This window comes from Mesorhizobium koreense (genome assembly GCF_031656215.1).
Lineage (GTDB): Bacteria > Pseudomonadota > Alphaproteobacteria > Rhizobiales > Rhizobiaceae > Mesorhizobium_L > Mesorhizobium_L koreense.
On record NZ_CP134228.1, the window covers coordinates 4,681,776 to 4,699,235 of the forward strand.

Here is a 17,460-nt window from a genome sequence, read left to right on the forward strand (position 1 = left end):
CTTTTTCCTTTGACCTCCACAGTATCCGTTTCCCGCCATGGCGATGTCGCCGTCATCATGCTCGACAATCCGCCGGTCAATGCGCTCAGCCACCATCTGCGCGAACCGCTCGACGCGGCGCTCAAGGCCGAGCGCGATGACAGTAGCGTCAAGGCCATCGTCCTTGCCTGCGCGGGCCGGACCTTCGTCGCCGGCGCCGACATCACCGAATTCGGCAAGCCGCAGAAGGCGCCGAGCCTCCGCGACCTGATCGACACGCTGGAGTCGATCACGACGAAACCGACGGTCGCCGCGATCCACGGAACGGCGCTTGGCGGCGGTCTGGAACTGGCACTCGGGTGTCATTTCCGCGTTGCCGACAAGGGCGCGCGGCTCGGCCTTCCCGAAGTCAAGCTCGGCATCCTGCCGGGCGCGGGCGGCACGGTGCGGCTGCCTCGCATCGTCGGGCCGGAAAAGGCGGTCGCCATGATCGTCTCCGGTACGCCGATCGGCGCGCTGGAGGCGGAAGAGGCCGGGCTGGTGGATGCGCTCGTCGACAATCTGGTTGCGGACGCCGTCGCCTTCGCGCGCGAGGCGGCCGAAACCAACCGGCCGCTCGTCGCGGTGCGCGACCGTACTGCCAGGATCGAAGCCGCGCAGACGGATATGTCCGGTTTCGAGAAGGCCGCCGCGGAGGCAACCAAGAAAACACGTGGGCTCGAAGCGCCGCTTGCCTGCGCCGAAGCCGTGCGCAACGCCATCACGATGAAGTTCGACGACGCGCTCGACGCGGAGAGGAGGACGTTCGAGCGGCTTGTCGCCGGCGATCAGTCGAAGGCACAGCGCCACCTCTTCTTCGCCGAGCGCGAGGCCGCCCGTGTCGAAGGCGTCGGCAAGGAAGTGAGGCCGCGCGAGATCCGCAAGGCTGCGGTGATCGGCGCCGGCACGATGGGCGGCGGCATCGCCATGTCCTTCGTCAATGGCGGCATCCCCGTCACCATCCTCGAAATGAGCAAGGAAGCCCTCGACCGGGGCCTGGGCGTGATCGACAGGAACTACGGCATTTCCGTCTCGCGGGGGTCGCTGTCGCCGGAAGCGCACAAGAAGCGCATGGCGATGTTCACGCCGACGACCAGCTACGACGACCTCGCCGACGCCGACATCATCATCGAAGCCGTATTCGAGGAAATGGCGGTCAAGAAGGAGGTCTTCTCCAGGCTCGACGCCATCGCCAAGCCGGGCGCCATCCTGGCGTCGAACACCTCCTATCTCGACGTGAACGAAATCGCCGCGATGACCAAGCGGCCGGCCGATGTGCTCGGCATGCATTTCTTCTCGCCCGCCAACGTCATGAAACTGCTTGAAATCGTGCGCGGCAAGGAGACCGCGCCCGACGTCATCGCCACCGCGCTCGCCACCGCCAAGCGGATCGGCAAGGTCCCGGTCGTCGTCGGTGTCTGCCACGGTTTCGTCGGCAACCGCATGCTTTCGGCTCGCTCGGCCGACCTCGAATCGCTCCTGCTGGAAGGCGCGACCCCTCAGCAAGTGGACAAGGTCTTCACCGATTTCGGCTGGCCGATGGGACCCTTCGCGATGGGCGACCTTGCCGGGCTCGATATCGGCTGGCGCAACCGCAAGTCGCTCGGTAGAAAGGCCGCTATCGCCGACGCCATCTGCGAGATGGGGCGCTACGGCCAGAAGACTGGGCGCGGCTATTACGTCTACGAGAAAGGCTCGCGCACGCCGACGCCGGACCCCGAGATCGAAAAGCTGATCGAAGACAAGGCGCGCGAACTCGGCGTCAATCGCCGGACCATCTCCTCGGACGAGATCGCCGAGCGGACCATGTATCCGATGGTGAACGAGGGCGCGCGCATCCTCGAAGAGAAGATCGCTGCCAGGCCGTCCGACATCGATATCGTCTGGATCAATGGCTACGGCTTTCCCGTAGGCAGGGGCGGGCCGATGTTCTGGGCCGACCTTACGGGCCTGAAGAAGATCGCGGAAAGGCTGGAATACTGGCACGGCAAGACCGGCAAGGACGTTTTCGCGCCCTCGCTGCTCCTGAAGAAGCTCGCGGCTGAAGGCAAGGGCTTCTCGAGTCTGCAGGCGTCGAAGGCGTGACGGGTATCCCGCCCTTCCCCGCGCCATGGCCCTGGGAGAAGAGTTACCCGGCGGGACTTTCGCCGCGCGTCGAACTGCCCGTATGGCCGATCGGCTCGATCGTCGACCGTGCGGCCGAGCATTTCGGCGAAAAGGATGCCATCGTCTTCCGTGGCGCCTGCTGGACCTATGCGGAACTGAAGGCGCGGGTGGACGAGGCGGCGGCGGCGTTTTTACGCGCTGGAATCGGCAAGGGCGCGCGGATCGCGCTCTTCCTGCCGAACACGCTCTACCACCCGCTAGCCTTCTTCGGCGCCATGAAAGCGGGGGCAACGGTGGTGCATCTGTCGCCGCTCGACAGCCCGCGCGTCATCCAGCACAAGTTGGCCGACAGCGGCGCGCGCGTCGTGGTGACGACGAACATCGGCGAGATGGCGGCGGGCGCGGCCAAGCTCATCCCCGCGGGTATCATCGACCGGCTGATCGTGGGCGACGATGCGGCGTTCGGCCCTTCGCCGTTGACGGGCCCCATGCCGTCCGGCGAAGGCATCGAGACATTCGAGCAATTCGTCGCCGGTGCGGACACGGAAGCCGGCTTCCCATCGGTCGATGTCGGGGAACTGGCGCTGCTGCAATATACGGGCGGCACAACCGGAATGCCGAAAGGCGCCAAGCTCACCCATCGGAACCTGTCGGCGGCCGTGTCAAGCTACGATATCTGGTACACCGGCCAGGGCCTCTCCCGGAAGGGCGACGACCGGATCCTGCTCTTCCTGCCGCTTTTCCACATCTACGCGCTGACGACGATCCTGCTCAGGGGCCTGAATAACGGCAACGCGCTTCTCATGCACACGCGCTTCGACGCGGAGACGGCGCTCCTGGAGATCGAGAACGGCGCCACCAGCTTTCCCGGTGTGCCGACCATGTGGATCGCCATCGCGGCCGTTCCCGGCTTCGAGAAGCGCGATTTCTCCTCCATGCGCTACTGCGCCTCGGGCGGCGCGCCGCTGCCGGTCGAGGTGGGGCGCAAGCTGAAGAAGATCACCGGCCACGATATTCTCGGCGGCTGGGGCATGACCGAAACGGCGCCCGCCGGCACCAACATCCCTAGGGGGCGCGGCGACAAGATCGGTACGATCGGCGTGCCGCTGCCCGGAATCTACATGGATATCGTCGCGCTCGACGATCCGACACGCGTGCTGCCGCAAGGCGACACCGGGGAATTGCGCATCTTCGGCGACAACGTGACAAAGGACTATCTCAACCGCGAGAAGGAGCACGGCCAGTTCTTCTCCGACGGCGGCTTTTTGACCGGCGATATCGGCTTCATCGACAAGGAAGGCTTCTTCACCATAGTCGACCGCAAGAAGGACATGATCATCTCCGGCGGCTTCAACGTCTATCCGCAACTTATCGAGCAGATGATCTATGAGCACCCGGACGTACACGAGGTGCTGGTGATCGGCGTGCCGGATGATTATCGCGGCGAGGCCGCGAAGGCTTTCGTGACACTCAGAAAGGGCGCGCCGGAGCTAACACTCGATGCGCTGAAGGAATTCCTGAAGGACCGGGTCGGCAAGCACGAAATGCCGGCGCAACTCGAAATCCGTGAAAACCTGCCGCGCACCTCGGTCGGCAAGCTTTCCAAACTCGAACTCAAGCAGGAAGAGGCCGAGCGCCGCCAAGCGGCAAAGGCTTCATAAGGAGAAAGCCCGGACATGGTCGACGCAGTCATCGTATCCACCGCCCGCACGCCGATCGGCAAGGCCTACCGCGGCGCGCTCAACGACACCACCGGCGCGACGCTCGGCGCGCATGCGATCCGCGAGGCACTCAGGCGCTCGGGCGTGGAAGGCGGCGAGATCGAGGATGTCGTCATGGGCTGCGCCATGCAGGAAGGCACGACGGGCCTGAACGTCGCGCGCCGGGCTCTGCTGACCGCCGGGCTGCCGGTGACGGTGGCCGGCACGACGATCGACCGGCAATGTTCCTCCGGCCTGCAGTCGATGGCGCTGCTTGCCAACGCCATCCGCAATGACGGGGTGAAAGCCGGTATTGCCGGCGGGCTGGAATCGATCAGCCTCGTCCAGAACGATCACCGCAATACGTATAAGCTTCGCGATGAGAAGCTGATGGAGATCAAGCCGGACGTCTACATGCCGATGATCGACACGGCAGAGGTTGTCGCCAAGCGCTACAATATCTCCCGCGAAAAACAGGATGCATACGGTCTCGAAAGCCAGCGCCGTGTCGCGGCGGCGCGCGAAGCCGGGCGCTTCGACAAGGAGATCGCGCCGATCGACGTCACCATGGCCGTGGTCGACAAGGAGACCAAGGAGATCAGCCACAAGCAAGTGACGCTGGCGCATGACGAGGGCCCACGCCCCGACACGACAGCGGAAGGGCTCGCCAGCCTGAAGCCGGTGCGCGAGGGCGGCACGATCACGGCCGGCAACGCCAGTCAGCTTTCCGACGGTGCTTCCGCCAACGTCATGATGAGCGACAAGGAGGCTTCGAGGCGCGGGCTGGAACCGCTCGGCATATTGCGCGGCTTCAACGTCGCCGGTTGCGAGCCGGACGAGATGGGCATCGGCCCGGTCTTCGCCGTGCCCCGGCTCCTCGAACGGCATGGCCTTAAAGTCGACGATATCGGGCTTTGGGAACTGAACGAGGCTTTCGCCGTGCAGGTGATCTATTGCCGCGACCGGCTCGGCATCGACCCGGAGAAGCTCAACGTCGATGGCGGCGCCATCGCGGTCGGCCATCCCTACGGCATGAGCGGCTCCAGGCTCGCCGGCCACGCGCTGATCGAAAGCAAAAGGCGTGGGGTGAAATACGCCGTCGTCACCATGTGCGTCGGCGGCGGCATGGGCGCCGCGGGATTGTTCGAGATCAATTGAGGAGGATCGCCATGGACCTTCGCTTCACATCAGAGGAAAACGCCTTCCGCGAGGAGGTGAGAAACTTCCTGAAGGAAAAGATGCCGGAAGACATCCGCAAGCGGATGGTCGACGGGGAATCCATGGACAAGGACGACATCGTCCTCTGGACGCGCATCCTCGCCGAGAAGGGCTGGGCCGTGCCGCACTGGCCGGTCGAGTATGGCGGCACCGGCTGGGGGCCGATGCAGCAATACATCTTCCTGGAAGAGACGCAGAAATGGCCGGCGCCGCAGCCGCTCGCCTTCGGTGTCAACATGGTCGGACCGGTGATCTACACCTTCGGCAACGAGGCGCAGAAGAAGAAGTACCTGCCCCGCATCGTGGACCTGACCGACTGGTGGTGCCAGGGCTTTTCCGAACCGGGGTCCGGCTCCGACCTCGCCTCGCTGAAGACGCGTGCGGTGAAAGAAGGCGATCACTACATCGTCAACGGCCAGAAGACCTGGACGACGCTTGCGCAACATGCCGACTGGATATTCTGCCTCGTGCGCACCCATCCCGACGCCAAGAAGCAGGAGGGCATCTCCTTCCTCCTGATCGACATGAAGACGCCGGGCATCGAGGTCCGGCCGATCGTCACCATGGACGGCGGCCGCGAAATCAACGAGGTCTTCCTCACCGACGTGAAGGTGCCGGCGGAGAACCTCGTCGGCGAGGAGAACAAAGGCTGGGACTATGCCAAGTTCCTGCTGGGCAACGAGCGCACCAACATCGCGCGCATCGGCATCTCCAAGCAGCGCGTGGCGCGCATCCGTGAACTGGCGGGCCTGGAGATGGCAGGCGGAAAGCCGCTGATCGAGGACCAGCGCTTCCTCGAAAAGCTCGCCTCGATCGAAATCGACCTGAAGGCGTTGGAACTGACGCAACTCCGCGTCGTGGCGGCGGATGCCAAGCGCGGCAAGTCCGGCAAACCGGACCCGGCCTCGTCAATCCTCAAGATCAAAGGCTCGGAAATCCAGCAGGCGACCACGCAGCTTCTGATGGAGGTGATGGGGCCCTACGCCATGCCCTACCAGCCGCACAATGACGACCGCTGGAACGAGCCACCGATCGGCCCGGACTACGCCGCGTTCGCCGCGCCGACCTATTTCAACACGCGCAAGGTCTCGATCTACGGCGGCTCGAACGAGATCCAGAAGAACATCATCGCCAAGGCGGTGCTGGGATTTTGAGGATGGTCGACAGGTATGGAGCCGGCGAAACGGGCAGGCTTGCCACCAGTCGTCAGCGTTCGAGATTCGCGACTTCCCGTTTGCGGTCGTCATCCTCCGGCTTGAGCCGAAGATCCGTGCCGTGACCCGACCACCTCGCCAACGGTGCCAATAGCAAGGTTCCAATCATGGATTTCGAACTCTCCGAAGAACAATCCATCCTGAAGGATTCGCTCACCCGGCTGCTTGCCGACAATTACGGCTTCGAAGAGCGCAAGAAGCACATGGCGGCGCCGGAAGGCTGGAGCGCCGGCATGTGGGGCAAGTACGCCGAGATGGGGCTGATGGCGCTGCCTTTCGCAGAAGAGGATGGCGGTATCGGCGGCGGGCCGGTCGAGACTATGATCGTGATGGAGGCGCTCGGCGGCGCGCTGGCGCTGGAGCCCTATTTCCCGACCGTCGTGCTCGGCGGCGGCTTTCTGCGTCTCGGCGGCAATGACGCGCTGCGGGCCGAGCTTGCACCACAGGTCGCCGAAGGATCGCTGAAACTCTCCTTCGCGCATACCGAACGCAACTCACGCTACGATCTCAACCAGGTCGAGACGGCGGCAAGGAAAGACGGCACGGGCTGGCGGATCTCCGGCGCCAAGGGCGTCGTCATCGGCGGCGACAGCGCCGACAGGCTGATCGTCACCGCACGCACCGCCGGCGGTAAGGGCGACGAGAAAGGCATCGGCCTCTTTCTCGTGGACGCCAACGCGGAAGGTGTGACGCGGCGCGGCTATCCGATGCAGGACGGCCAGCGCGCGGCCGAAATCACGCTGGAGAATGTTTCCGTGCCGGCCGATGCCGTTTTCGGCGATCCGGAGGACGGGCTGCCGCTTATCCATCGCGTTGTCGACCAGGGCATCGCGGCGCTTTCGGCAGAGGCGGTTGGCGTGATGTCGGCAATGCACGCGCTGACCGTCGACTACATGAAGGTCAGGAAGCAGTTCGGCGTGCCGATCGGCTCGTTCCAGGTCCTGCAGCATAAGGCCGTCGACATGTTTGTCGCGATCGAGCAGGCGCGATCGATCACCTATTTCGCGACGATGATGGCCGACAGCGAGGACGACGCCGAACGGGCGCGCGCCATGCACGCCGCCAAGGCCGAGATCGGGCGCGGCGGAACGCTGGTTGGGCAGAACGCAGTGCAGATCCATGGCGGTGTCGGCATGACCATGGAATATGCCGTCGGGCACTATTTCAAGCGCATGACCATGATCGATTTCACCTTCGGCGACAGTTCCTACCATCTCGGCAGGCTGGCGAAGATGGGCGGGCTGTTCGCGACGTAGACGCCTTTCCCTCCCTATTTGTATGAGGGGGAACGCTTCGACATCTTCTTGCTTCCATCGTAGAATGGTTCGTCAGCCATTGCGAGGTGCCGCCATGACCGATCCGATCCCGTTCACGCCTGATCTCTCGGTGAAACCGGAGGTCACTGCCTTTTACGACAAGGAAACCGGCACGATCTCTTATGTCGTGAAGGATCCGAAATCCGATGCCTGCGCCGTGATCGATTCGGTCATGGATATCGATTATGCGGCCGGCCGCATCGCCTATGCCAACGCCGATCGGATCATCCAGCACATCAAGGATCACGGGCTGAAGCTCGAATGGATCATCGAGACGCATGCCCATGCCGACCATCTCTCGGCCGCGCCCTATATCCAGCAGAAGCTCGGCGGCAAGATGGGTATCGGCGAGAACATCAAGATCGTGCAGGACACGTTCGGCAAGATCTTCAACGAGGGCACCGAGTTCCAGCGCGACGGCTCGCAGTTCGACCGCCTCTTCACCGATGGCGACAGCTACACGATCGGCTCGATGACGGCCTACGTCATGGAGACGCCGGGGCATACGCCGGCCTGCATGACGCATGTGATTGGCGATGCCGCCTTCGTCGGCGACACGCTCTTCATGCCGGACGGCGGCTCGGCTCGTGCTGACTTCCCCGGCGGCGACGCGCGCACTCTTTTCCGCTCTATCAAGCGCGTGCTGGAACTACCGTCTCAAATGCGCCTTTTCATGTGCCACGATTACGGACCGAATGGCCGCGACATCAAATGGGAGACGACCGTCGCCGACGAGCGGGCGCACAATATCCATGTCCATGACGGTGTGAGCGAAGACGAGTTCGTCAAGGTGCGCGAGGCGCGCGACAAGACGCTTTCCATGCCGAAGCTCATCATCCCCTCGCTGCAGGTGAACATGCGCGCCGGGCATGTGCCGACCGATGGCAGCGGCAAGCCTATGCTCAAAGTTCCGCTTAACGGCCTTTGAACGGCAAGCAATCCAGCCTAAGCCGCCCCACCATCAACAGGAATTGAAAGTCATGGATATTCGCCCGATCGCCGACGGCTTCGCCGTCACCGGACAGATCACCGCCCGCGACGTGAAGACGATCGCCGAGGCCGGCTACAAGACCATCATCTCCAACCGCCCCGACAGCGAGGACGGTGCCGTGCCGCACGGCGACATAGAGAAGGCGGCCGAAGCGGCCGGGCTGAAATTCGTCTATCTCCCCGTCGTTTCCGGCGCCATGACGACCGACAATGTCCGCGACATGGCGGCGGCTCTCGACGAGGCGGAAACGCCCGTGCTCGCCTATTGCCGTTCGGGCACGCGCTGCACGAACCTGTTCGGGCTGGTGCAACAGATGAAGGGGTGAGGAGTGCTGGCCGAAGGCTTCGCGGTGGGTTGCGTGCGTCCTTCGAGGCTCGCTGCGCTCGCACCTCAGGATGAGGGAGGTCTGCGCGAGGCCTCTTATCCTGAGGTATCAATGCGGCGGACGGGCTTCAAAAGTCGAGTAGAAAACCTCCAGTAAAGGGGAAAGGCAAGCGCAAGCGGTCCTCATCCTGAGGCGCGAGCGTAGCGAGCCTCGAAGGACGCACCTCTCTCCATCCCTCTCAATACATCCAGCGGATCAAGAACAGCGAGATCGCCGGGAAGATGGTCAGGATCGCCGTGCGCACGATATCGCTGATGACGAAGGGGATGACGCCGCGATAGGTCGCGGAGATGGGCGATTTCGCCATCGAATTGATGACGAAGAGGTTCATGCCGACCGGCGGCGTGATCAGTCCGACCTCGACCACGATCAGCGCCAATATGCCGAACCAGATCGCCAATTCTTCCTTCGGCAGGCCGAAATCGAGCTCGATGATGATCGGATAGAAGATCGGGATGGTAAGCAGGATCATGGAAAGCGAATCCATGACGCAGCCGAGCGCCAGATAGAGCAGCAGGATCGCGGTCAGCACCAGCCATGGGCTGTAGCCGGAACCGGCGATATAGGCGGCCGTCACCTGCGGCAGTTGCGAGAGCGCCAGGAAAGAATTGTAGAAACTGGCGCCGAGCACGATGAAGAAGATCATGGCGCTGGCGCTCGCCGTGCCGAGGATGGCCTCGGCCATCGACCGCCGGGTCAGACCACCATTCGCCCAGGCGATGATGCCGGTGCCGGCGGCGCCCACGGCCGCGCCTTCCGTCGGCGTGAACCAGCCGAGATAGATGCCGCCGACGACGGCGAAGAATACCAGGAGCACCGGCCATACGTCGATCAGCGCGCGGAAGCGCTCGGCGTAAGGCGCCGGCTCGCGCGTGCCGGCCTCATTCGGGTGAAGCCGGACATAGATCGAGATCGCAATCATATAGCCGATCGCAGCGAGCACGCCGGGCACGACAGCGGCGAGGAAGAGCTTGGCGATGTTCTGCTCGGCGAGGATGGCGTAGATGACCAGCACCACCGAGGGCGGGATGAGGATGCCGAGCGTCCCGCCGGCGGCGAGCGTGCCGGTCGCCAGCGCTTCCGAATAGCCGTAGCGGCGCAGTTCCGGCAGCGCCACCTGCGCCATGGTGGCGGCGGTCGCCAGCGACGAGCCGCAGATCGCGCCGAAGCCGGCGCAAGCGCCGACCGCCGACATCGCAACCCCACCGCGCCGGTGGCCGAGCCATTTCTCCGCCGACTTGAAGAGCGAGCGCGACATGCCGCCGAGCGAGGCGAACTGCCCCATCAGGAGGAAGAGCGGCACGATGGAAAGCGAGTAGTCGGAAAAGGTCGTGTAGGTTTCGGATTTGAGCTTGGAGAGGATCGGCAGCGTCGTGCCGGTCACGATCCAGGAGCCGACCAGCCCGCAAAGCAGCATCGCGAGCCCGATCGGGATACGGGCGAAGATCAGGAACAGCAGGACCGGAAACGAGGCCAGCCCGATTTCGAGGCTGGTCAATGCATGCCTCCCTGCGTGGGTGGAAAAGCCGGCCTTCCGGTGACGACCTCGCCGACGCGGACCGCCAGCATGTAGAAGGAAACGATAACCGCGACGGCGGCGCCGACCATGGCGAAGGCGTAACCCCACCAGACCGGATATTGCAGGATGAAAGTCGTCTCGCCGTAACGCATCTTATCTATCGCACCGACGCCGAGTCGCCAGGCGATGAGCAAGATGACGGCCGTCATCAGAAGTTCGCTCACAAGGTCGATCCAGCGGTTCACCCGATCCGGCAGGAAGGACGTGAAGACATCGACCGTCGCATGGCCGCGGCTCAACTGGCACCAGGGCAGGAAGGCGAAGATGGCGAAGCCGGCGCCGTCCTGCACCATCTCGTAGTCACCCGGCACCGGCCCGATGCCATGGCTCGCCAGCACCCTTGCGCCGCTGCGCAGCCAGCCGAGCGGAAGATCGAGGAAGGCGAGATAGTCCGGCGTGTGCGAATAGGCGACCGTGACGACGGCGCGGCCGAGGATGCTGGCCATGGTGAGCGCCGTTATGGCGACCAGCACGGCGCCGCCCAGTATCGCAAGCGACCGGGCGAGCCAGGCGACAGTGCGCGTCAGGTTCATCCGTCCCTCTCCTGCGGCTGATCCGGAAAATGCAGAGATGCCAGCGACGGATCACCTTTCCATATCGAAAAGGGGATCGCCGCCAGCGTATTTTCTCTATGCCTTGGTGTATTTCTCGATGAGCGAGCGAGCCTTGTCGATCAGCGCCTGGCCGTCGACTCCCTTGCCCTTCATCTCCTCGATCCATTTGGCGTAGACCGGCTCGGCCGCTTTCTTCCAGCGGTCCACTTCGGTCTGGTCGAGTTCGATGATGTTGTTGCCGAGCTTGACCGCCTTCTCGCGCGACGGGCCGTCCCAATAGGCCTGCGTCTTACCGGCGAAGGCGGAGAAGTCGGCGCCGGAATTGTCGTCGATGAATTTCTTCAGATCCGGGGACAGACTCTCGTATTTCGGCTTGTTCATGGCGAGCACGAAGGCGGTCGTATAGAGCGCGCGGTCGCCGTGGAACTCCGTGTGGTTGTGGACGAGTTCCGGCACCTTCAGGGCGTCGGTGACTTCCCAGGGGATGACGCAACCGTCGATAACGCCCTTGGACAACGCCTCTGTGATCGCCGGGACGGGCATGCCGACGGCAGTAGAGCCAAGCTGCTCCAGCATGCCGGTGATGACACGGGTCGGCGCGCGCAGCTTCTTGCCCTTCATGTCCTCGAGCTTGTTGACAGGGTCGTGCGTATGGATGACGCCTGGCCCATGCACCCAGGTCCCGAGGATGTGGACGTTCTTGAAATCCTGCCCTTCCATGTCGCTCTGGAACAGGTCCCAATAGGCGCGCGAGGTGGCCTCGGCGTTCGTCATCATGAAGGGCAGTTCGAAGACCTCGGGGCGCGGGAAGCGGCCCGGCGTGTAGCCAACCACCGTCCAGACGATATCGACGGCGCCGTCGATCGCCTGGTCCATCAGTTCCGGTGGCTTGCCGCCGAGTTGCATGGACGGGTAGCGCTGGACCTCGATGCGGCCGCCCGAGGACTTCTGGACATTGTCGGCCCAGACATCGAGCACGTATTTCGGCACGTTGGCCTGCGCCGGCAAAAACTGATGCAACTTCAGCGTCACTTCGGGCGCGGCGAATGCCTTGCGGACGCCGCGCAATCCGCCGGTAGCGGCCACGGCGCCGACGGCCGCCATTCCTTTCAGGAAATCCCGTCTCATTGTCGTCCTCCCATTTTTTTGTTCCATCCCGAATGCCACTTTCCAGCATTTTCGGGAAAGCGCAATGTCGCATGCCGACCTGTAACGAAAAAGACCGACTTTGGGCTGCAATCGTAACGTTTCGGGCGCAGCCGCCCACCCATCACAGGGGCAGTGCGGTCGTCTCCTTGAGCGTTTGCAGCACGATCGAAGTCTTCACGTGCTGCACCGATTCGTGGGGCAGGAGCACGTCGTTGACGAATTCGGCGAGCGACTTGAGATCCGGGGTCACCACCTTGACGAAATAGTCCATCTCGCCGGTCAACGCGTGCGCCTCCAGCACTTCCGGCAGCCGCGCCAGAAGCTCGGCGAAGCGGCGCGCATTGTCGCGGTTATGCGTGGCGAGCGTGACCGAGATGATGTTGACGAGCGGAAAGCCGAGGCGGTCGCGATCGAGCACCGCGCGATAACCGCGGATCAGCCCCTCTTCCTCCAGGCGCTGCCGGCGGCGCGAGCATTGCGACGGCGACAGATTCACGCGCTCGGAAAGGTCGTTGTTGGTGAGCCGCGCGTCTGCCTGTAGAAGCGCGAGTATCTTGCGGTCGAAAGCGTCAATCGTTTCTGATTCACTCATAAACCCATCTTAGCATGCATGAATTACGCATGCGAGGCTCATTTCAAGCGTTTGAATGCAAGCACCGTGCGGAGGATCGGGTTTACTATCGCGTCCAGTAGAAGTGCGTCCTTCGAGGCTCGCTTCGCTCGCACCTCAGGATGAGGGAGGTTGGTGCCTTTCGCCAGCCGGGATGTCAGCGTGAAACTACCGGAGGTGCCGGCGCAACCTCACTCTTTCGAAGAGCCCAGCGCGGCCGCCCTCTCCGAGGTGTCTTGCACACCCCCTCCGCAGTTTCGCGCGGGCCTCAACCTGGGGGCCTTGCACGGCCTCCCTCATCCTGAGGTGCGAGCGAAGCAAGCCTCGAAGGACGCACAAGAAACGAGGAGCAATGCCATGGGACCTTTTCCGCACGACGCACCGCCCGCCACGATCGGCAAGGAGAATCCCGCCGGCACCGACGGGTTCGAGTTTGTCGAGTTCGCGCATCCCGAGCCACAGAAGCTCGCCGAACTGTTCGAGCGGATGGGCTATGTCGCGGTGGCAAAGCACAAGACCAAAGACATCACAGTCTGGCGGCAGGGCGACATCAACTACGTGGTCAACGCCGAGCCCGGCAGCCACGCGATGCGCTTCGTGGAAGAGCACGGTCCCTGCGCGCCGGCCATGGCGTGGCGGGTGGTCGATGCGAAGCACGCCTTCGACCATGCCGTCGCCAAGGGCGCTACGCCCTACACGGGGAAGGACAAGACGCTCGACGTGCCGGCGATCGTCGGCATCGGCGGCTCCCTCATCTATTTCGTCGAGACCTATGGCAAGAAGGGTTCCGCGTATGATGCCGAGTTCGACTGGCTCGGCGCAAGCGACCCGAAGCCCAAGGGCGTCGGCTTCTACTATCTCGACCACCTGACCCACAACGTCTATCGCGGCAACATGGACAAGTGGTGGGATTTCTACCGTGACCTGTTCGGCTTCAAACAAATCCATTTCTTCGACATCGACGGGCGCATCACCGGTCTCGTCTCCCGCGCGATCACCTCGCCCTGCGGCAAGATCCGCATTCCGCTCAACGAATCCAAGGACGAGACCAGCCAGATCGCCGAGTACCTGAAGAAATATAACGGCGAAGGCATCCAGCATATCGCCGTCGGAACGGACAATATCTACGACGCGACTGACAGGCTGGCTGACCGAGGGCTGAAGTTCATGCCCGGGCCGCCGGATACCTATTACGAGATGTCGCAAGCCCGGGTGAACGGCCATGACGAACCGATCGAGCGGATGAAGAAATACGGCATCCTGATCGACGGCGAGGGCGTGGTCGACGGCGGCATGACCAAGATCCTGCTGCAGATATTTTCCAGGACCGTGATCGGCCCGATCTTCTTCGAGTTCATCCAGAGGAAGGGCGACGAGGGCTTCGGCGAAGGCAATTTCCGCGCGCTGTTCGAATCCATCGAAGAGGATCAGATCCGGCGCGGCGTCATCAAGGTCGAAGCCGCGGAATAAGTTTCCAGAGGGAGGAAGCGCCGGCCCACGAGCCGGCGTAAAACGACCGGCCTGTCGGGGCAACCTACAGGCCGGTCGTTCAACTACAATTGCGGGATCGCTTCCGCCAGCGCCAGCAGCCCGGCCTCCAGGTCAGATCGCTTCGTGTTCTCGTCCGGATTGTGGCTGACGCCATCTATAGACGGCACGAACAGCATCGCCGAAGGCAGGACGCGCGATACGTTCGTCGCATCATGCAGCGCGCCGGACGGCATGCGGCGCCAACGGCCGGGCGCGACACGGGCCGCTGCATCTGCCAGCGCCTCGATTATTCCGGCATCCATCGGAACCGGATCGGCTGTGAAGCCGATGCTGACAGAAAGATCGAGCTTTTGAGCTTCTGCAACTCGCCTGGCGACGGCGAGAGCTTCAGCGAGCAGGCGGTCGAGGCGGGTCGCATCGGGATCGCGCATCTGCACTGAAATCGTCGCCGAGCCCGGCACGATCGACGGTGCGTTTGGTTCCACGACAATCCGGCCGAGCGTCCAGACGGTGCGCTCGGTGACCAGCGGAGCGAAGGCTGCGTCGAGTTCGTTCGCGAAGCGATAGAAGCCGCGAACGGCATCGCGGCGCATTGGCATCGGCGTGGTGCCGGCATGGTTTGCCTCGCCTGAAAAGACGAGCGTGGTCGACCGCACACCGACGATGGCCTCCACCACACCGAGCATTTCACTCGTCCTGTCGAGTACGGGACCCTGTTCGATATGTGCTTCGACATAGGCTGAAAACAGCTTGGGTGGCACTTCCCGGACTTCGGCGATCTCATGGGCTCGCCGGCGTGCCTCCGCAAGTGTGATCCCTTGCGCGTCGGTCAGCCGGTCGGCCGCATCTTCGGCCATCGTGCCCGCCCAGACGGCGCTTCCGGTCAGGCCGCCGAAGCGGCCCTCCTCATCCTGGAAGGAGACACAGGCGATGCGCGGTCCACCGGTTTCACGCGCGGCGCGTGCAAGTTCCAGCCCGCAAGCCACGCCGTAGATGCCATCGAGCCAGCCGCCGAGCGGCTGGGTATCGCTATGCGAGCCGACCAGAAGGCAGGGCCCGTCCCCCGGCGGCAGGCCGAAGAGATTGCCCCACGGATCGACTATAGTCTCCAGCCCTACCTCCTTCATCCGCGCGGCGAGCCAGACCCGCGCTTCCATGTCAGCATCGCTGAAAGCCGGGCGGCGGACACCCTTGCCGGCGCCGCCGATGCGGCGCAGTCGATCGAGTTCGGCCAGCATCCTTTCAGGCTTGACCGGAATGCGCCTCTTTCCCGACATGTCAGGAAGCCCTTTTTTGCACCGCCGCCAGAGCCTGTTCCAAGCTCCTGGGGTCACCGACAAGATTGGCCAGCACTAGAACCAATCGCGCATTAAGCGCCGCGCTTTCCTCGAAGGAGAGCCCCTCATGCGCGGCCATGAGCGCGGCATAGAATTCGTCGCCGCGAGGGCCGAGGCGGTCGCGCCCGATCTCCTGCTTGTCGCTCATCCAGCCGACTTCCCCGTTGCTCGCGCCATTGCAGTTCCTATCTTCGCCGGCGTGGCGTCGCCGAAGCGCGCGGCGATGTGCTGGTCCGGCCGGATGAGGTAGACCATGCCCGCGCCGTAGCGAGCGGTTACGAGGCCTTCCGTATCCAGGAGGATCGTGTCGGCGTTGTCGCCGCCTTGCCCCTGGTCGTGGGTGACCACAATGCGCTCTACGCACGGCGGCGTTTCTTGCGGCAATTTCGCCTCCACCGCCATCAGAGCGAAGCGGCCGCCGACATGGTTGAGCAGCCAGCCGCCCCTGCCGTTCTTGACCGGAGCATCCGGCATCGCCGAACCCGGCATGACACCGCCCTCGCCTTCCGCGCCCGATTGCAAGGAAAATCCCGCCAGCGAGCAGGGCTTGGACAGACGGCCGGAATTGACAAGCCGGCGAGCGAAATCGTGCTCGCCGGCGAGATGAAGCACCGAGTCACGGAACAGCCTCTCCATCTTCGATTTCGGCGTCATGAAGGAGGTGGCGCGGGCCGAGTTCAAGATGTTCTCGTCGGCGCCGAAGACGCGCTCCTCGTCATAGGTGGCGATCAGGCTTTCCGGCGCCTCGCGTTTAAGCACCAGCGCCAGCTTCCAGGCAAGATTGTCGACGTCCTGGATGCCGCCATTGCCGCCGCGCGCGCCGAAGGGCGAAACGATATGGGCGCTGTCGCCGGCGAAGACGATGCGGTCATGGACGAAGTTTTGCAGCCGCCGGCACTGGAAAGTGTAGACCGAAACCCAGTCGAGCGTGAAATCGGAATGACCGAGCACCTTCTCGATGCGCGGGATGACATGCTCGGGCTTCCTCTCTTCCTCCGGGTCGGCATTCGGCCCAAGCTGGAGGTCGACGCGGTAGATATCGTCCGGCTGCTTATGCAGAAGCGCCGACTGGCCGGAATGGAAAGGCGGCTCGAACCAGAACCAGCGCTCGGACGGAAAATCCGCCTTCATCTCGACATCGGCTATCAGGAACCGTTCCTCGAAGGCATGGCCCTCGAAATCGAGGCCCAGCATGGAACGCGTGGAAGAGCGGACGCCGTCGCAGGCGATCAGCCAATCCGTCTCAAGCGTATATATACCGTCGGGCGTCTCGACCGTCACGCGCGCGCCGTCGGCCAGCTTTTCCAGAGAGACGAGGCGATTCTTCCATCTGAGGTCGATCAGGTCGGGAAAATCGGCCGCGCGCTCGACCAGATATTGTTCGACATAATATTGCTGGAGGTTGATGAAGGCCGGCATCTTGTGGCCGGGCTCCGGCAGCAGATCGAAATTCCACACCTCGCGGTCGCGATGGAACAGCCGGCCGACCTTCCAGGTGACACCCTTCTCCACCATGCGTTCGCCGACGCCGAGCCGGTCGAAGATTTCCAGCGTGCGCTTCGACCAGCAGATGGCGCGGCTGCCGAGCGAAACGACATCGTTGTCGTCGAGAACGACCGAGGGGATGCCGTGCAGCGCAAGGTCGATCGCCATCGACAGTCCCACCGGCCCCGCGCCGACGATCGTGACCGGATAGCGGCCGGGCTTCACGCCCCGTAATTCAGGCGGCGTCGCATAGGGGAACGGCTTGTAGGAATAGCGGGGCATCCAGGTTCACGCTTACGGAACGGAT

The 17,460-nt window shown here is 63.5% G+C and carries 15 protein-coding genes; 8 read left to right on the forward strand and 7 right to left on the reverse strand.

Translation table 11 applies throughout. The annotated features are described in order from the left end of the window. Positions 1-9: 9 nt before the first annotated feature. From RBH77_RS22320 to RBH77_RS22350, 7 genes are all read left to right on the forward strand, one after another. Positions 10-2,103 carry a 3-hydroxyacyl-CoA dehydrogenase NAD-binding domain-containing protein gene (locus RBH77_RS22320; RefSeq protein ID WP_311029766.1) on the forward strand — a complete coding sequence of 698 codons (2,094 nt, stop codon included), beginning with the start codon at positions 10-12 and terminating at the stop codon, positions 2,101-2,103. Then, positions 2,100-3,785: an AMP-binding protein gene (locus RBH77_RS22325; protein ID WP_311029767.1), complete on the forward strand. Its 1,686-nt coding sequence runs from the start codon at positions 2,100-2,102 to the stop codon at positions 3,783-3,785. The genes RBH77_RS22320 and RBH77_RS22325 overlap by 4 nt, the downstream gene beginning before the upstream one ends. Positions 3,786-3,800: 15 nt before the next feature. Next, the gene (locus RBH77_RS22330; protein ID WP_311029768.1) at positions 3,801-4,982 is read left to right on the forward strand and encodes an acetyl-CoA C-acyltransferase; all 1,182 of its coding nucleotides are present in this window, start codon (positions 3,801-3,803) and stop codon (positions 4,980-4,982) included. An 11-nt stretch (positions 4,983-4,993) separates the two neighbouring features. Beyond that, positions 4,994-6,196: a pimeloyl-CoA dehydrogenase large subunit gene (pimC, locus tag RBH77_RS22335; protein WP_311029769.1), complete on the forward strand. Its 1,203-nt coding sequence runs from the start codon at positions 4,994-4,996 to the stop codon at positions 6,194-6,196. 167 nt (positions 6,197-6,363) lie between these two features. Beyond that, the gene (locus RBH77_RS22340; RefSeq protein ID WP_311029770.1) at positions 6,364-7,512 is read left to right on the forward strand and encodes an acyl-CoA dehydrogenase family protein; all 1,149 of its coding nucleotides are present in this window, start codon (positions 6,364-6,366) and stop codon (positions 7,510-7,512) included. A gap of 94 nt (positions 7,513-7,606) precedes the next feature. Next, positions 7,607-8,500: an MBL fold metallo-hydrolase gene (locus RBH77_RS22345; RefSeq protein WP_311029771.1), complete on the forward strand. Its 894-nt coding sequence runs from the start codon at positions 7,607-7,609 to the stop codon at positions 8,498-8,500. Positions 8,501-8,552: 52 nt separating this feature from the next. Beyond that, entirely contained in the window at positions 8,553-8,888 is a 336-nt protein-coding gene (locus tag RBH77_RS22350) for a protein tyrosine phosphatase family protein (protein WP_311029772.1), read from the forward strand. Between the two features lie 238 nt (positions 8,889-9,126). On the opposite strand, the gene RBH77_RS22355 is transcribed toward RBH77_RS22350, so the two are convergent. From RBH77_RS22355 to RBH77_RS22370, 4 genes are all read right to left on the reverse strand, one after another. Continuing rightward, positions 9,127-10,446 carry a TRAP transporter large permease gene (locus RBH77_RS22355; protein ID WP_311029773.1) on the reverse strand — a complete coding sequence of 440 codons (1,320 nt, stop codon included), beginning with the start codon at positions 10,444-10,446 and terminating at the stop codon, positions 9,127-9,129. Next, positions 10,443-11,060, reverse strand: a complete 618-nt coding sequence (locus tag RBH77_RS22360; protein ID WP_311029774.1) for a TRAP transporter small permease — start codon at positions 11,058-11,060, stop codon at positions 10,443-10,445. The genes RBH77_RS22355 and RBH77_RS22360 overlap by 4 nt, the downstream gene beginning before the upstream one ends. A gap of 96 nt (positions 11,061-11,156) precedes the next feature. After that, positions 11,157-12,209 carry a TRAP transporter substrate-binding protein gene (locus RBH77_RS22365; protein ID WP_311029775.1) on the reverse strand — a complete coding sequence of 351 codons (1,053 nt, stop codon included), beginning with the start codon at positions 12,207-12,209 and terminating at the stop codon, positions 11,157-11,159. Between the two features lie 142 nt (positions 12,210-12,351). Next, positions 12,352-12,822, reverse strand: coding sequence for an Lrp/AsnC family transcriptional regulator (locus tag RBH77_RS22370; protein WP_311029776.1), 471 nt, complete (start codon positions 12,820-12,822; stop codon positions 12,352-12,354). A 375-nt stretch (positions 12,823-13,197) separates the two neighbouring features. Between RBH77_RS22370 and hppD the strand changes: the two genes are divergently transcribed. Next, entirely contained in the window at positions 13,198-14,310 is a 1,113-nt protein-coding gene (hppD, locus tag RBH77_RS22375) for a 4-hydroxyphenylpyruvate dioxygenase (protein WP_311029777.1), read from the forward strand. An 83-nt stretch (positions 14,311-14,393) separates the two neighbouring features. Here hppD and RBH77_RS22380 read toward each other — a convergent pair whose 3' ends face one another. The 3 genes from RBH77_RS22380 to RBH77_RS22390 are packed head-to-tail and all read right to left on the reverse strand — an operon-like array spanning position 14,394 to position 17,435. Beyond that, positions 14,394-15,608: a M20 family metallo-hydrolase gene (locus RBH77_RS22380; RefSeq protein WP_311029778.1), complete on the reverse strand. Its 1,215-nt coding sequence runs from the start codon at positions 15,606-15,608 to the stop codon at positions 14,394-14,396. Between the two features lies 1 nt (position 15,609). Continuing rightward, the gene (locus RBH77_RS22385; protein ID WP_311029780.1) at positions 15,610-15,816 is read right to left on the reverse strand and encodes a DUF2783 domain-containing protein; all 207 of its coding nucleotides are present in this window, start codon (positions 15,814-15,816) and stop codon (positions 15,610-15,612) included. Further along, complete coding sequence (locus RBH77_RS22390; protein ID WP_311029781.1) at positions 15,813-17,435, reverse strand: FAD-dependent oxidoreductase; 1,623 nt, start codon at positions 17,433-17,435, stop codon at positions 15,813-15,815. The genes RBH77_RS22385 and RBH77_RS22390 overlap by 4 nt, the downstream gene beginning before the upstream one ends. Positions 17,436-17,460: the final 25 nt, after the last annotated feature.

What these genes read in the sequence shown, in the direction of transcription:
- RBH77_RS22380 (WP_311029778.1), bottom strand. Translation starts at nt 15,608, where the DNA reads ATGTCGGGAAAGAGGCGCATTCCGGTCAAGCCTGAAAGGATGCTGGCC.
- RBH77_RS22365 (WP_311029775.1), bottom strand. Translation starts at nt 12,209, where the DNA reads ATGAGACGGGATTTCCTGAAAGGAATGGCGGCCGTCGGCGCCGTGGCC.
- RBH77_RS22345 (WP_311029771.1), top strand. Translation starts at nt 7,607, where the DNA reads ATGACCGATCCGATCCCGTTCACGCCTGATCTCTCGGTGAAACCGGAG.
- hppD (WP_311029777.1), top strand. Translation starts at nt 13,198, where the DNA reads ATGGGACCTTTTCCGCACGACGCACCGCCCGCCACGATCGGCAAGGAG.
- RBH77_RS22350 (WP_311029772.1), top strand. Translation starts at nt 8,553, where the DNA reads ATGGATATTCGCCCGATCGCCGACGGCTTCGCCGTCACCGGACAGATC.
- RBH77_RS22360 (WP_311029774.1), bottom strand. Translation starts at nt 11,060, where the DNA reads ATGAACCTGACGCGCACTGTCGCCTGGCTCGCCCGGTCGCTTGCGATA.
- RBH77_RS22370 (WP_311029776.1), bottom strand. Translation starts at nt 12,822, where the DNA reads ATGAGTGAATCAGAAACGATTGACGCTTTCGACCGCAAGATACTCGCG.
- RBH77_RS22340 (WP_311029770.1), top strand. Translation starts at nt 6,364, where the DNA reads ATGGATTTCGAACTCTCCGAAGAACAATCCATCCTGAAGGATTCGCTC.
- pimC (WP_311029769.1), top strand. Translation starts at nt 4,994, where the DNA reads ATGGACCTTCGCTTCACATCAGAGGAAAACGCCTTCCGCGAGGAGGTG.
- RBH77_RS22390 (WP_311029781.1), bottom strand. Translation starts at nt 17,435, where the DNA reads ATGCCCCGCTATTCCTACAAGCCGTTCCCCTATGCGACGCCGCCTGAA.
- RBH77_RS22385 (WP_311029780.1), bottom strand. Translation starts at nt 15,816, where the DNA reads ATGAGCGACAAGCAGGAGATCGGGCGCGACCGCCTCGGCCCTCGCGGC.
- RBH77_RS22330 (WP_311029768.1), top strand. Translation starts at nt 3,801, where the DNA reads ATGGTCGACGCAGTCATCGTATCCACCGCCCGCACGCCGATCGGCAAG.